Annotated in this window: 11 protein-coding genes; 5 read left to right on the forward strand and 6 right to left on the reverse strand. The window is 65.5% G+C overall.

The window, feature by feature from the left end:
- The first annotated feature begins 37 nt into the window (after window positions 1-37).
- From AC5ZH6_RS23935 to AC5ZH6_RS23955, 5 genes are all read left to right on the forward strand, one after another.
- A complete protein-coding gene (locus AC5ZH6_RS23935; protein ID WP_006369846.1) occupies window positions 38-1,255 on the forward strand; it encodes an acyl-CoA dehydrogenase family protein in 1,218 nt (405 codons plus the stop codon).
- Window positions 1,256-1,301: 46 nt separating this feature from the next.
- Window positions 1,302-2,048, forward strand: a complete 747-nt coding sequence (fabG, locus tag AC5ZH6_RS23940; RefSeq protein WP_014361708.1) for a 3-oxoacyl-ACP reductase FabG — start codon at window positions 1,302-1,304, stop codon at window positions 2,046-2,048.
- A gap of 1 nt (window position 2,049) precedes the next feature.
- Window positions 2,050-3,276 carry an acetyl-CoA C-acetyltransferase gene (locus AC5ZH6_RS23945; protein WP_094601185.1) on the forward strand — a complete coding sequence of 409 codons (1,227 nt, stop codon included), beginning with the start codon at window positions 2,050-2,052 and terminating at the stop codon, window positions 3,274-3,276.
- Between the two features lies 1 nt (window position 3,277).
- Window positions 3,278-4,426 (forward strand): CoA transferase, encoded by a 1,149-nt coding sequence (locus tag AC5ZH6_RS23950; RefSeq protein ID WP_265077034.1) that lies wholly within the window; start codon window positions 3,278-3,280, stop codon window positions 4,424-4,426.
- A 103-nt stretch (window positions 4,427-4,529) separates the two neighbouring features.
- Window positions 4,530-5,114: a TetR/AcrR family transcriptional regulator gene (locus tag AC5ZH6_RS23955; protein ID WP_094601187.1), complete on the forward strand. Its 585-nt coding sequence runs from the start codon at window positions 4,530-4,532 to the stop codon at window positions 5,112-5,114.
- Between the two features lie 21 nt (window positions 5,115-5,135).
- On the opposite strand, the gene AC5ZH6_RS23960 is transcribed toward AC5ZH6_RS23955, so the two are convergent.
- The 6 genes from AC5ZH6_RS23960 to AC5ZH6_RS23985 form a co-directional block, all read right to left on the reverse strand.
- Window positions 5,136-6,770, reverse strand: a complete 1,635-nt coding sequence (locus AC5ZH6_RS23960; RefSeq protein WP_265077035.1) for a class I adenylate-forming enzyme family protein — start codon at window positions 6,768-6,770, stop codon at window positions 5,136-5,138.
- Between the two features lie 16 nt (window positions 6,771-6,786).
- Complete coding sequence (locus AC5ZH6_RS23965) at window positions 6,787-8,028, reverse strand: NAD(P)/FAD-dependent oxidoreductase (protein ID WP_265077036.1); 1,242 nt, start codon at window positions 8,026-8,028, stop codon at window positions 6,787-6,789.
- A gap of 3 nt (window positions 8,029-8,031) precedes the next feature.
- Window positions 8,032-9,795: a class I adenylate-forming enzyme family protein gene (locus AC5ZH6_RS23970; protein ID WP_265077037.1), complete on the reverse strand. Its 1,764-nt coding sequence runs from the start codon at window positions 9,793-9,795 to the stop codon at window positions 8,032-8,034.
- 115 nt (window positions 9,796-9,910) lie between these two features.
- Window positions 9,911-11,101 carry an acetyl-CoA acetyltransferase gene (locus tag AC5ZH6_RS23975; protein ID WP_094601190.1) on the reverse strand — a complete coding sequence of 397 codons (1,191 nt, stop codon included), beginning with the start codon at window positions 11,099-11,101 and terminating at the stop codon, window positions 9,911-9,913.
- Window positions 11,098-12,528, reverse strand: coding sequence for an OB-fold domain-containing protein (locus tag AC5ZH6_RS23980; RefSeq protein WP_265077038.1), 1,431 nt, complete (start codon window positions 12,526-12,528; stop codon window positions 11,098-11,100). Before AC5ZH6_RS23980 ends, AC5ZH6_RS23975 begins: the two co-directional genes overlap by 4 nt.
- Complete coding sequence (locus tag AC5ZH6_RS23985) at window positions 12,525-12,785, reverse strand: hypothetical protein (protein WP_094602090.1); 261 nt, start codon at window positions 12,783-12,785, stop codon at window positions 12,525-12,527. Before AC5ZH6_RS23985 ends, AC5ZH6_RS23980 begins: the two co-directional genes overlap by 4 nt.
- Window positions 12,786-12,804 lie beyond the last annotated feature (19 nt).

A 12,804-nucleotide genomic window follows, 5' to 3' on the forward strand; every position in this document is an offset into this window, starting at 1 on the left:
GTTGGCACAACCTCACAGATTTGATAATTTCGATCGCATGGCTCCACCCGCACAGCAGCACACTCCCGCCGTCAGCGCGGACGACTTCGAGCAGATCCGCTCGGTGGTCCACGACTTCATCCGCACCAAGGTCGTGCCGCGCGAGAACGAGATCGCCGAGACCAACGCCATCCCCGACGACCTGCGCGCCCAAGCAGCCGAGATGGGCCTGTTCGGGTACGCGATCCCCGAGGAATGGGGTGGCCTCGGCCTCGATCTCACCCAGGACGTCGAGCTGGCGATGGAGTTCGGCTACACGACGCTCGCTCTGCGGTCGATGTTCGGCACCAACAACGGCATTGCCGGGCAGGTGTTGGTGAACTTCGGGACCGACGAGCAGAAGAAGGAGTGGCTCGAGCGCATCGCCTCCGGTGACGTCGTCGCCTCCTTCGCTCTCACCGAGCCCGGCGCCGGCTCGAATCCCGCCGGCCTGCGCACCAAGGCGACGCTCGACGGCGACCAGTGGGTGATCGACGGGCAGAAGCGTTTCATCACCAACGCACCGATCGCCGACCTGTTCGTCGTGTTCGCCAGAACCCAGCGCCGGGAGCGAAGCGAGCGGGCTGAATCAGAACAGTCCGCAGAAGGCAAGAACACAGGTATTGCCGTATTCCTGGTTCCTGCCGACACACCAGGGGTCGAGGTCGGAGTCAAGGACAAGAAGATGGGCCAGGAGGGGGCGTGGACCGCCGACGTCAGCTTCGACGGCGTGCGTGTGCCCACTTCGGCGCTCGTCGGCGGTGATGAGGAGACCGGATATCGCGCCGCGATGACCTCCCTGGCGCGAGGTCGGGTGCATATCGCTGCGCTCGCGGTCGGGCAGGCACAACGTGCCCTCGATGAGTCGGTTGAGTACGCGGCCAATGCCACCCAGGGCGGAAAGCCCATCGGCTCTTTCCAATTGGTGCAGGCCATGCTCGCCGACCAGCAGACCGGGGTGATGGCCGGGCGCGCACTCGTACGTGACGCCGCGCTCAAATACGTCACCGGCGAGGACCGACGGACCGCACCATCGGTGGCCAAGCTCTACTGCACCGAGATGGTCGGCAAGGTCGCCGATCTCGCGGTGCAGGTCCACGGCGGCACCGGTTACATGCGCGAGGTTCCGGTGGAGCGGATCTACCGCGACGTCCGCCTGCTCCGGCTTTACGAAGGCACCAGCGAGATCCAGCGACTCATCATCGGCGGCAACCTCATTCGTGCGGCAAGCAAGTAGCCCACCGCGCCACACCATCCCAGCACACTCACACGACAGGATTCCCATGCCCGGACCACTCTTGAAGGACCAGACCGCCGTGATCACCGGTGCCGCACAGGGTATCGGCTTCGCCATCGCGCAATTGTTCGTCGACGAAGGCGCCCACGTCGTCATCGGTGACATCAATGCCGAGGCCGCGCAGAAAGCCGCCACCGAACTCGGTGGAGCCGGTGTTGCCGTCGGCGTGGCGTGCGATGTGACCCGCGGCGACGACGTGGACGCGCTACTCGCCGCTGCTGCAGAACATTTCGGACCCGTCGACGTGATGGTCAACAACGCGGGCATCACCCGGGACGCCACCATGCGCAACATGACCGAAGAACAATTCGACCAAGTGATCAACGTCCACCTCAAGGGCACCTGGAACGGCACCCGCAAGGCGGCGGCGATCATGCGCGAACGCAAGAGCGGTGCCATCGTCAACCTGTCGTCCCTGTCGGGCAAGGTCGGCATGGTCGGACAGACCAACTATTCGGCAGCCAAGGCCGGGATCGTCGGCATGACCAAGGCTGCGGCGAAAGAGCTTGCACACCATGGGGTACGGGTCAACGCCATCCAGCCGGGTCTCATCCGCTCGGCGATGACCGAGGCGATGCCGCAGAAGGCGTGGGATCAGAAGATGGCCGAGATCCCGATGGGACGGGCCGGTGAGGTCAGCGAGGTCGCCACGGTCGCACTGTTTCTCGCAACTCACCTGTCCTCCTACATGACCGGCACGGTCATGGAGGTCACCGGCGGACGGTTCATGTGACATGAGCAGCAACCGGTTACGCCGCGCGGCGATCGTGGCACCCTCGCGCACCGCCGTCGGCACCTTCGGTGGCGCGTTGCGTGATGTTCCTGTCGAGGATCTCGGCGCCGCGGTCGCCAAGGCCGTCGTCGCCCGTTCGGGCATCGATCCCGAACGCATCGATGACGTCGTCTTCGCGCAGTCCTACGCCAATTCCGAGGTTCCGTGCGTCGGTCGTTGGATCGCTCTGCACGCCGACCTACCGATCTCGGTGGGCGGCATGCAACTCGATCGCCGATGCGGCGGTGGACTGCAGGCTCTGGTCACCGCCGCGATGATGGTGCAGACCGGCGCCGCCGACGCCGTGCTGGCCGGTGGGGTCGAGTCGATGAGCCGGATCGAGTACTACTCGACCACGAATCGCTGGGGCGCCCGCTCGGGCAATGTCACCATGTATGACCGCCTGGACCGCGGACGCGAACGCTCCCAACCGGTGTGGCGCTTCGGGGAAATCTCCGGGATGATCGAGACCGCCGAGAATCTCGCCGCCGATCACCACATCACCCGTGAGGCTGCGGACGCCTACGCCGCCCGCAGCCATCAGCGTGCCGCCGCTGCCTGGGAAGCTGGGCGTTTCGACGACGAGATCGTCGAAATCACAGTGCCGCAACGCAAGAAAGACCCGATCGTCTTCGCCCGCGACGAGGGCATCCGGCCCGACTCGACTCCCGAATCGTTGGCACGGCTGCGCACCGTCACGCCCGGCGGCACCGTCACCGCCGGCAACGCCAGTCAGCAGAACGACGCCGCAGCCGCCTGCCTGATCGTCGCCGAGGACCAGCTCGATGAGCTCGGGCTCGAACCGATCGGCTACCTCACCGGATGGGCTGCTGCGGGATGCGATCCGTCGAGGATGGGCATCGGGCCGGTACCGGCGGTCGAAAAGCTGGCCACCCGTGGCGGATTCGACTCCGCCGCGGCACTACTCGAGACGTGCGATCTCGTCGAGCTCAACGAGGCATTCGCCGTACAGGTACTCAGTGTGCTCGACGGTTGGAAGTGGGACGATCAGGATCGGTTGAACGTCAACGGTTCCGGGATATCGCTGGGCCACCCGATCGGCGCCACCGGTGCTCGGATGACCACCACCCTGCTCCACGAACTCCACCGCCGAGGTGGCGGCACCGGACTGGTCACCATGTGCATCGGCGGCGGTCAGGGCCTCGCCGCGACCGTCGAGGCGGTGTGACATGCCGACCGAGCATTCCCGTCCGCTGGACGGGGTTCGAGTGGTCGAGGTGTCGAGTTTCGTTGCCTCCCCCTTGTGTGGGCTGACCCTCTCACAACTGGGCGCAGAGGTCATCCGGGTCGATCCGATCGGCGGCGCCGCCGACGTGAATCGTTGGCCGCTCACCGACGACGGCACCACCTCGATCTATTGGACGGGTCTCAACAAGGGCAAGAAGTCGGTCACTGCCGATCTGCGTTCTGCCGAAGGTCAGCGGCTGGTCCAACGCCTCGTCACCGAATCCGGCCCCGGCGGCGGCATTCTCGTCACCAACTCGGGCGGCCGGGAGTGGATGAGCCACAACACCCTTGCCGCTCTTCGCCCCGACGTCATTCTCTTGGAGCTGCTCGGCGGTTCCGACGGCTCCCCCGCCGTCGACTACACCGTCAATGCGGGGCTGGGATTTCCGCAGATCACCGGCCCCGTCGACCACGACGGCCCCGTCAATCACGTGCTACCCGCCTGGGATGTGGTCTGCGGCCTGTATGCGGCGCTGGCCGTCACCGCCGCGGTGCGTCGGCGCGAGCAGACCGGCCAGGGCGCGTCGATCCGCCTGCCGTTGGAGGACACCGCACTGTCGATCGCCAGCACCCTGGGCTATCTGACCGAACCGCAGGTCAATGCGCATTCACGCCCGGCGACCGGCAACGATGTGTACGGCACCTATGGCACCGACGTCGTCACCGCCGACGGCGACCGCTTCATGCTCGTCGCACTGACACCGCGACATTTCCGGGATCTGGTTCGTATCACCGGAACCGAGTCCGTCATCGCCTCGCTTGAGCAGGCGCTCGACGCGGACTTCTCCTGTGAAGCCGACCGCTACACCCATCGCAGCGTGCTGAATGCGTTGTTCGGCAAGTGGTTCGCCGAACACTCCACCGACGAGGCGGCCACCGCCCTCGACGGGTCGTCGGTGCTCTCGCAGCGCTACCGCAGCTTCGACGAGGTGGTCAGATCGGGAGCACTCACCGACAACCCGCTGTTTGCCGAACTCACCCAGACCGGCATCGGGACCTACCTCGCTGCCGGACATCCGGCGTCGTTCGACGGCGAACACTATTTCACCGGGCCGGCGGCGCGATTGGGAGAGGATACGCCGGAGGGGTGAGGATGGCTCGAGCCGACTCATCGCAGCACCGCACCGTCGATATAGTGAGGTGGTGACGCTTAACCCAGAATCAAAATCTCGCTCGCGGAAGCCCGATCGGGAAATGAAATCCGCGAGGACGCGAGCACGCATCCTCGATGCCGCGGCGCGCGTACTGAGTGAGAAAGGGTATGCGGGGACCAGACTGACCGACGTGGCGAAAGTCGCGGAGTTGCAGGCGCCGGCCATCTACTACTACTTCGACTCCCGCGAGAAACTTGTCGAGGAGGTCATGTGGTCCGGGCTGGCCGAGATGCGCGCCTATCTCCAGGCCGCGCTCGATCAGGCCACTCCGGAGGACACCCCCATGGACCGCATCATGATCGCGGTCGACGCCCATCTGCGGCACGAGCTCGAGGTGTCCGACTACACCACGGCGTCGATCCGCAATGCCGGCCAGATTCCCGAGCACATCAGGGACCGGCAACGCTCGGAAGAGAAGAAGTACGGCGACATCTGGCGTCGCCTGATCAAGGACGCGTTCGACGAGGGCGAGGTCCGCGCCGATCTCGATCTCTTCGTGGCGCGCATGCTGATCCTGGGCGCGCTGAACTGGGCCGCTGAGTGGTGGCGCCCACGCCGCGGCTCTGTCGACTCCGTGGTGGCCACCGCACAATCGATGGTTCGGGCCAGCCTCTCCCCCCGCTGACCCCTTTTTCCGCGCCGCGCCTCAGATCTCCGCCAGCGCTCCGCTCGCAATCGCCTCGACGATCGCGAACTTGCGCACCTTCCCGGTGGGGGTCACCGGTAGCGCATCGGCGATGAACCACCTCGCCGGGATCTTGAAAGGCGTCAGACACGTCACCAGGTGAGCCTGGACCTGCTGACTCACGTCGGAAAGGTCGACGGAGGTGTCACGCAAACGCAGGACAGCTGCGACCGTCTCGCCGAGACGGGCATCGGGCAAGCCCACGACCGCCACCTCGACGACCCCATCGACCTCGAGAATCCTCGATTCGACCTCGGCCGGTGCGATGTTCTCGCCGCCACGGATGATCAGTTCCTTGAGTCGCCCGGTGATCGTCAGATATCCCCGGCTGTCCATCGAACCCAGATCACCGGTGTGCACGAAGCCCGCACCGTCGACGGCGCGGGCGGTCGCTTCCGGATCGTCGTGATAGGCGACGAATTGCTGATATCCGCGAGCACAGATCTCTCCGACCACACCGACCGGGACGACTTCGCGGGTCACCGGGTCCACCACCGTGCACTCCACCTGGGGTAGCGGACGACCGACCGTGCGCAGTTTGTCCTCACGTGAATCATCTGGCCTCGTCGCCGTGAGCACCGGCGCGAGTTCGGTCTGCCCGTACACGTTCACCAGGCGACCACCGAATGTCGCTTCGGCGGACTCGATGAGAGTCGCGGCAATGGTGGCCGCCCCACCAAGCATGACCCGCAACTCTGGCGCGCCATCTCCGGTACTGCGCACGTACTCGACGAGCGCCGATAACACCGCGGGCACGAAGAACAGGACGTTTGCCGATTCGGACCGCATCACGTCGATGACCGGTCCGGGTGCGAACTGTTTGACCAAGATCATCGTTCCCGCGGCGCTCAACGGCCCCAGCGTGCCGATGACGCATGCAGCGGTGTGGAACATCGGCAGCGGATTGACCGCCGTCAAGTGGTCGGGCATCCGTGCTTCACGCATCGTCAGTCGCGCGACATTGATCAGGGACCGATGACGGAGTAAGACACCCTTGGGATTTCCCGTGGTTCCCGAGGTGTACTGGAGCATCGCGACGTCGTCGGGCGATATCCGGCTTTCGGCCTCGACGTCCGGCGCCGAATCCGTTCCGCGCCAACGGTCTCGGTCCGACAGGCTCACCGTACGAACGTCTCCCACCGTGGCGGCGACCTCCTCGGCCACCGCCGCCATGTCGTAATCACGTCCCCGATCGGCATGGATGAGCACCGTGGCCCCCGAATGCCGGAGCACGTACTCCAACTCAGGCGGCCGCAGCGCGGGATTGACCGCGACGAGCACCACGCCGGCCAGGGCCGCTCCGTACTGGATGATCGGCCACTCGGCCACGTTCGGCGCCCACAGTGCGATCATCTGGCCAGGGGCGACGAGCTGGCGCAACCGTGTGGCCACCCGACGCGATTCGTCCAGCAACTCCGAATAGGTGAGGCGGACGGCCGACCCGTCATGCGCGGTGGCGATCAGTGCCACGACGGTCGGATGGTCGTGTGCCCGGCGCACCAGCACCGCGCCGATCGTCGACTCGTCGAGATCGATCGATGTGTCCTTCTCCCAACGCGATTCACTGCGCAATCCAGGAGTCTCAGTACTGGTCATGCTGCGGTCCTTCGGTTCATCGCCCGGCGGCGACCTTGCGCTTCTCAGCCAATTCGAGCGCCTCGGCCCAGGAGGCTCCGCGCATGATCAACATGCGGTATTTCATGATGACGTTCTGCCCGTTGACCGCCAGCGCACCGGTGATCCGGTCGCCGGTGCGATACAGGGCAACCCATCGACGATCGGCCCCCGGTGCACCCTCGACCGGCCGGATCTCGTCGGCATCGGTCACCCCGACGAACTGAATCCGGCTGTCGTACCAGTCCGACCAGAAGTAAGGAACTGTCGCATACGGTTTCGGGGATTCCGGATGCAGGGCGTTGTGGATGGCTGCGCTTGCCTGTTCGGCTGCGCTCGTCCAATGTTCGAGTCGCTGATGTCTGTCGAAGAGACCGTTGTACCAATTGGCGACGTCGCCGGCAGCGAACACCCCGGGGACTCCGGTGGCAAGGTACTCGTCGCAGAACACGCCGTTGTCGAGCCGAACCGCGCTCCCGGTCAGCCATTCCGTCGCCGGGATACTGCCGATGCCGACGATCACCAGGTCCGCAGGCAGCACACGGCCGTCGGCCAATTCCACGCCGGTGACCCGTCCGGCATCCGAGAGGATCTTCGATACCCCCACACCGCAAAGCAGTTCGGTTCCGTTCTGCTCATGCAATGCGGCGATGGCCGTGCCCATGTCGGCCCCGATCGCCCGGACGAGCGGCGTCGGCAGCGCTTCGACCACGGTCACCTCGAGACCTCGTTTGTTGGCATTCGACGCAACCTCCGATCCGATGAAACCGGCACCGATCACCACCGTGCGTGCGCCGGATTCCAGTGCTTCACGCACTGCCCTGGCGTCATCGAGTGTCCGCAACGCATGTACACCGTCAATGCCGTCGGTGCCGGGCAATGATCGCGCACCCGCACCGGTCGCGATGACCAGGATGTCGTAGGGAACTGTTGTCTCGCCGACGATCACACATCGAGCGTCGGTGTCGAGGCCGGTCGCCGCGGCCCCGAGCATCAGCTCCACTCGCAACTCCTCGCGAAAGGTGTCCTCGGTGCGAAAAAACGGGACCTGCGGATCGCCGTCGTCGAGGACGTCGAGATACGCCTTGGACAACGGCGGACGGTCGTACGGCAGATGTTCCTCGGCTCCGATCAGGGTGATCCTTCCTTCGAAACCCTGTCTGCGCGCGGCTTCGACGGCGCGGAGCCCGGCGAGCGACGCTCCGACCACCACGAGTCGGCGGGGTGGGTTGTCAGTCATGGTCTACTTCCTCGTCTGTATCGCGTTGTCGGTGCGGGCGTTCTCGGTCACGTGGCCCACCAACCGGAACTTCTGAACCTTCCCGGTGGGCGTTTTCGGGAGGTCCTCGGGATCGAGGAAGACGACGCGTTTTGGCACCTTGAATCGAGCCAAGTGTTCGCGACAGATGTCCACGACTTCCTCTGCGGTGATGTCGTACCCGGGAGTCCGCACGATCACCACGACGCCGATTTCTCCCCACCGGTCGTCGACAACTCCCACGGCGAACACCTGCGAAATGGCGTCGTGCGCGGCGAGCAGATCCTCTATTTCCCTGGGCATCACCAGCTCACCCCCACTCTTGTAGAGCTCCTTGCTTCGACCGGTGATCTCCAGGTAGCCGTCGTGCCGCACCCTTCCGAGATCACCGGAAAGCAGCAGACCGTTGTGCGTCGACGCCGCGGTTTCGGCAGGTTTGCGCCAATAGCCGAGCATCGTCGTGGGTCCTCTGGAGGCCAGTTCACCTTCTTCTCCGGCGGGTAACACCTCGTGGGTGAGTGGGTCGAGCGCAACGTATTCGGTCAGCCTGCCGTGTGGCGGCATTCCGGCCGGGCCGGCCATCTTCGGCGCTCCCGCGGTCTCGGACGTCAAAGCCAAGGGGTCTTCGGGAAGAGTCAGGGTCATGGCACCACCACATTCGGTCATGCCATACCCGGTGACGATCTCGTCCACACCGAACTCTTCACATACCTTGTGCCACAACCAGATCGGCGCGGGTGCCGAACCACACAGAATCGCGGTCAGACTGCTCAGGTCGTACCGAGCGCGATCGGGGTGTTCGACCATCGCCACGGCCATCGTCGGTACGCACAACAGGTCGGTGGCATGGTGCCGTTGCACTCCGGCCAGATACTGTTCGGCGGAGAAGGACGGATACATCACCACCGACCCGCCGACGTACATGGCGGAGAGCAACCCCTCCACGTAGCCGAACATGTGATAACACGGCAGCGAGAACAGGATTCGACGACCGTCCTCGTAAGCGCGCGTGTACGCCGACGCGAAACCCGTGCGCAGGACCGCATCGTGGGTGACCATGACCCCTTTGGGTGATCCCGTTGTTCCGGACGTGTACAGGATGTCACCGACATCCTGCGGTGCGGCATTCTCCTGGGCGGCACCCGGATTCCGACGTCCGACCTCGGCCAACCACTCGACGGTAGATGTACCCGGTGCGCGACCGCCGGTGTCAAGGGTGATGACGTGCCGCAACGTGGGAACGCCGTCGGCGTCGGTCGCACGCTCGGCGAATCCCTCGGTGTCCCAGCCCGGGACGATGTCATCGAGCATCGCGCACTGGTCCAGACCCGCGAAGGAGGTCATCGTGACGAGCACCGAACACTCGGACTGTGCGAGCACGTAGGCGAGTTCGTCGCGACGATAGAGATAGTTGAACGGGACTGCGGTGGCGCCGGTTCGGGCGATGGCGAACTTGATCGCCACGAAGTCGGGATAGTTGGCCATGAGCATGCCCACCCGGTCACCACGCCGAACGCCGAGCATGTGCAGCCCGTCGGCCAGGTCGCGTGACCGCGCGGCCACATCGCGATAGGTCCACGTGATCTCATCGGTGAGGATGAACGGGCGGTCACCGTATCGCTGCACGCAGTCATCGAGCCATCGGCTCAGCGTGCGTGGTTGCCACTCGGGATGATCGTCCAGAATGCGGCGACGGCGTTCGTGCACGCCCGCACCGCGGGTGCCGGAAAGGCGGACCGGCGCATCCATCGACATCACCCCTTCGGATCGCTTTTTGACTTCCTCTTCGAAAACTCTCGCTCGCGCCTGCGACCGGCATCCATGGCCCGGGTGCTCCCACGTCCGTGTGCGCCCGGAGTTCGTGTCAGCCCAGAGTCGACCCCACCACCGAGACGAATGAGACACACCCTCCCGGACGGCCACCGAGATTGTGGGTCAACGCGAGCTTCGGGTCGCCGATCTGCCGTTCGCCTGCTCGCCCGCTGAACTGCAGCCAGCATTCGTAGAGCATCCGGAGACCGCTGGCACCCACCGGGTGACCGAACGACTTGAGCCCGCCGTCGATGTTGACCGGCAAGACGCCATCGGCGTCGAATTCTCCGGTGAGGACGTCTTTGTATGCCTGACCACGGTCGGCGAAACCGAGATCCTCCATGAGCACGATCTCCGTCGGGGTGAAACAGTCGTGAACCTCGGCGAACGAGAACTCTCCGCGCGGATCGGTCACGCCGGCCTGCGCGTAGGCGTCCTGCGCGCTGCGCACCACCTCGGGAAAGGTGGTGAAATCGTATACGGGATCGGCGGCGCCCTGCGCCGGGCCCGCGGCAAGGGACAGCCCCTTCACATACATCGGGTGATCGGTGTATCGATGCGCGTCCTCGGCGCGCACGATCACCGCGCACGCCGCGCCGTCCGACACCCCCGAACAGTCGAAGACACCCAGCCGCCCGGCGACCTTCGGTGCCGCCTCGATCTTCTCGACCGAGACCTCCGACCGGAACTGGGCCTTCGGATTTCGGGCGCCGTTCACGTGGTTCTTCCACGCCACGTGGCTCATGGCCGCGCGCATCTCCTCTGCGGAGACACCATAGCGGGCGCAGTAGGCCGGGTCGAGAAGGGAGAACGCAGCGGGGGCGGTGAACGACACCTCCGACGCGGTCTGGTCGGCCGGCGGGTCTCCTCTGAGCAGGCCCGAGAAGCCGGAGTCCTTGAGCTTCTCGACGCCCACCGCCATCACTGTGTCGTAGGCACCCGAGGCTACTGCATAGCAGGCGTTCCGAAATGCTTCAGAGCCTGTCGCACAGTAGTTCTCGACCCGGGTCACCGGACGGTAGTCGATGCCGAGGGGGCGCGACAAGGTCATCCCGCTCTGCCCGGAGGCCAGGGTGCCGAGCCAGAACGCCTCGACGTCGGCGAATTCCAGGTTCCGGGAATCGCCCATGCATTCGCCGACCGCTTCGATGAGCAGATCGTCGGTCGAGGACTCCCAGCGTTCGCCGAATCGCGTGCAACCCATGGCCACCACCGCAACGGCGTCACGAATACCCCTGCTCATGCGGGTATCTCCTCTCGTCGGCTTCCGACACCGCTCGACCTGCCACCGTCCTCGCCCGACCCGTTCCCGCTGTCGACGGTGGACAGAAGTCGCGCCTTCCAGAAATAGTTGTGTACCGATCCCGCGGTGTACAGCCGCCGAAACGTCGTGGTGACGCGCGCCCCGACCTCGATGCCCTCGGCGCCGTCGGCCACCTCGAACGTGTAACGGCCACCACGATCGAAATCGATGACTGCTCCCACCACCGGTGGCGACGGCGAGTACGCCAGCCGGTCAACCGTGTACGTGGCCACCCTGCCGCCTCGTCCGGCCACCCGCTCACGGGCCATGAGGTCACCCGCACCACATGACCGGCAGATCCGCATTGGCGGTAGGTGCAGGAAACCGCAAGCGTTGCAGCGAGTCCCGGTCAGCGCGAACTTCCATTCGACGTTACGCATCGAGGGAGGTGCGGCGGGCCGATCCGGCTCGGGTCGTCGCGGACTCTCCCGCGACAGCAGCCCCCGCCACTGCAGATACCGCGGATAGTCCACGCGGGTGCCGTGGGCACGTGATTCGGCGACCGGAACATCTTGCCGCGCATCGAGAATTGCACCGGTGGTACGAAAGACGAGCACATCGACCCCGTCGGTGACAGACACGGCGACGACAACCTCGCCGGGTTCGGCGACGTCGAAGGCGGCTGCGAGCGCGATACCGAGGTCGGCCGCACCGGAGTACCCCACGGGTGAGGTCGTGGTGCGCTGGGCGGGAACGAGTCTCGACGCCCGCTTGACCACCGACGGATTCCCGGATGCCACCACGGCGTGATCGACGTGCTCGATACCGGCCTGCGCCAGCGCATGCGCGACCACCGTGCGCACGGCGGGCTCGTAGATCTCCTGGCCGAGGCGCTCTTCCCATCGCTCGCCGGTGGTCGATGACGGTGCTCGCCAGCGGTCCAGGATCTCGATGGATCGGCTTGCCGCCCCGATCAGTTCGGCGATGACAGGTTTGTCCTGGCCGGTGCCGAACAGGAATGCGGCCGCGCCATCGCCTCCGCTCTTCTCGTCGAGACTGCCGGGCAGTCCGACCCGGACATCGGAGAGGACAGCCAGTCCACTCGTATGGCCCGCCAGGGTGAGGCCGGCAACCGCCGACTTTCCGGTCCCGACGAGGTCGGCGGCAACCACGTCTGATTCGATGCCCAGTGCGGTGTGTACCGTGACGGCATTGGTCTTGTCGGCGTAGGCAGGGGAACTGGTCACCAGGTACACCCCGCCCACCTGGTCCCCTCCGGACAGTGCGGCATCGGCAGCCGCCACCGCCATCGTGGTGCTGTCCTCGTCGAAGCCGGCGACCACCCGGTCGCCGCGGGCGCCGATGTCGGTTCCGTCGAGTCGCCAGGTCGGCAGATAGGTTGCATAGGAGACGATCCCGGCCGTCATCGGTGATCTCCGTTGCGTTCGTTCCAGCGGTCGGCGGACGGATCGAGCAGCCGGTTCAGGTGTCCGTCGGTCAGCCACACGATCGTCTCGAGTTCCAAGGCGTCGAGGTGGCGCACGCGCCCGGTGCGCAGGTCCTCGAGGCGCAGTCGGCTCGAGTTGCCCGCATGGTCGACACTCACCCGCACCTCGGCGAATTCACTGCCGATGACGTCACCACTGGACAGGACGGCATCGTCACCGTCGTCGGTTCCTTTCATCTTGATCACCGCCATCGTG

Source organism: Gordonia sp. YC-XJ4 (assembly GCF_059511865.1).

Excerpts from the sequence above, each read along its gene's own strand:
- AC5ZH6_RS23935 (WP_006369846.1), top strand. The coding sequence starts at position 38 with ATGGCTCCACCCGCACAGCAGCACACTCCCGCCGTCAGCGCGGACGAC.
- fabG (WP_014361708.1), top strand. The coding sequence starts at position 1,302 with ATGCCCGGACCACTCTTGAAGGACCAGACCGCCGTGATCACCGGTGCC.
- AC5ZH6_RS23945 (WP_094601185.1), top strand. The coding sequence starts at position 2,050 with ATGAGCAGCAACCGGTTACGCCGCGCGGCGATCGTGGCACCCTCGCGC.
- AC5ZH6_RS23950 (WP_265077034.1), top strand. The coding sequence starts at position 3,278 with ATGCCGACCGAGCATTCCCGTCCGCTGGACGGGGTTCGAGTGGTCGAG.
- AC5ZH6_RS23955 (WP_094601187.1), top strand. The coding sequence starts at position 4,530 with ATGAAATCCGCGAGGACGCGAGCACGCATCCTCGATGCCGCGGCGCGC.
- AC5ZH6_RS23960 (WP_265077035.1), bottom strand. The coding sequence starts at position 6,770 with ATGACCAGTACTGAGACTCCTGGATTGCGCAGTGAATCGCGTTGGGAG.
- AC5ZH6_RS23965 (WP_265077036.1), bottom strand. The coding sequence starts at position 8,028 with ATGACTGACAACCCACCCCGCCGACTCGTGGTGGTCGGAGCGTCGCTC.
- AC5ZH6_RS23970 (WP_265077037.1), bottom strand. The coding sequence starts at position 9,795 with ATGGATGCGCCGGTCCGCCTTTCCGGCACCCGCGGTGCGGGCGTGCAC.
- AC5ZH6_RS23975 (WP_094601190.1), bottom strand. The coding sequence starts at position 11,101 with ATGAGCAGGGGTATTCGTGACGCCGTTGCGGTGGTGGCCATGGGTTGC.
- AC5ZH6_RS23980 (WP_265077038.1), bottom strand. The coding sequence starts at position 12,528 with ATGACGGCCGGGATCGTCTCCTATGCAACCTATCTGCCGACCTGGCGA.
- AC5ZH6_RS23985 (WP_094602090.1), bottom strand. The coding sequence starts at position 12,785 with ATGAAAGGAACCGACGACGGTGACGATGCCGTCCTGTCCAGTGGTGAC.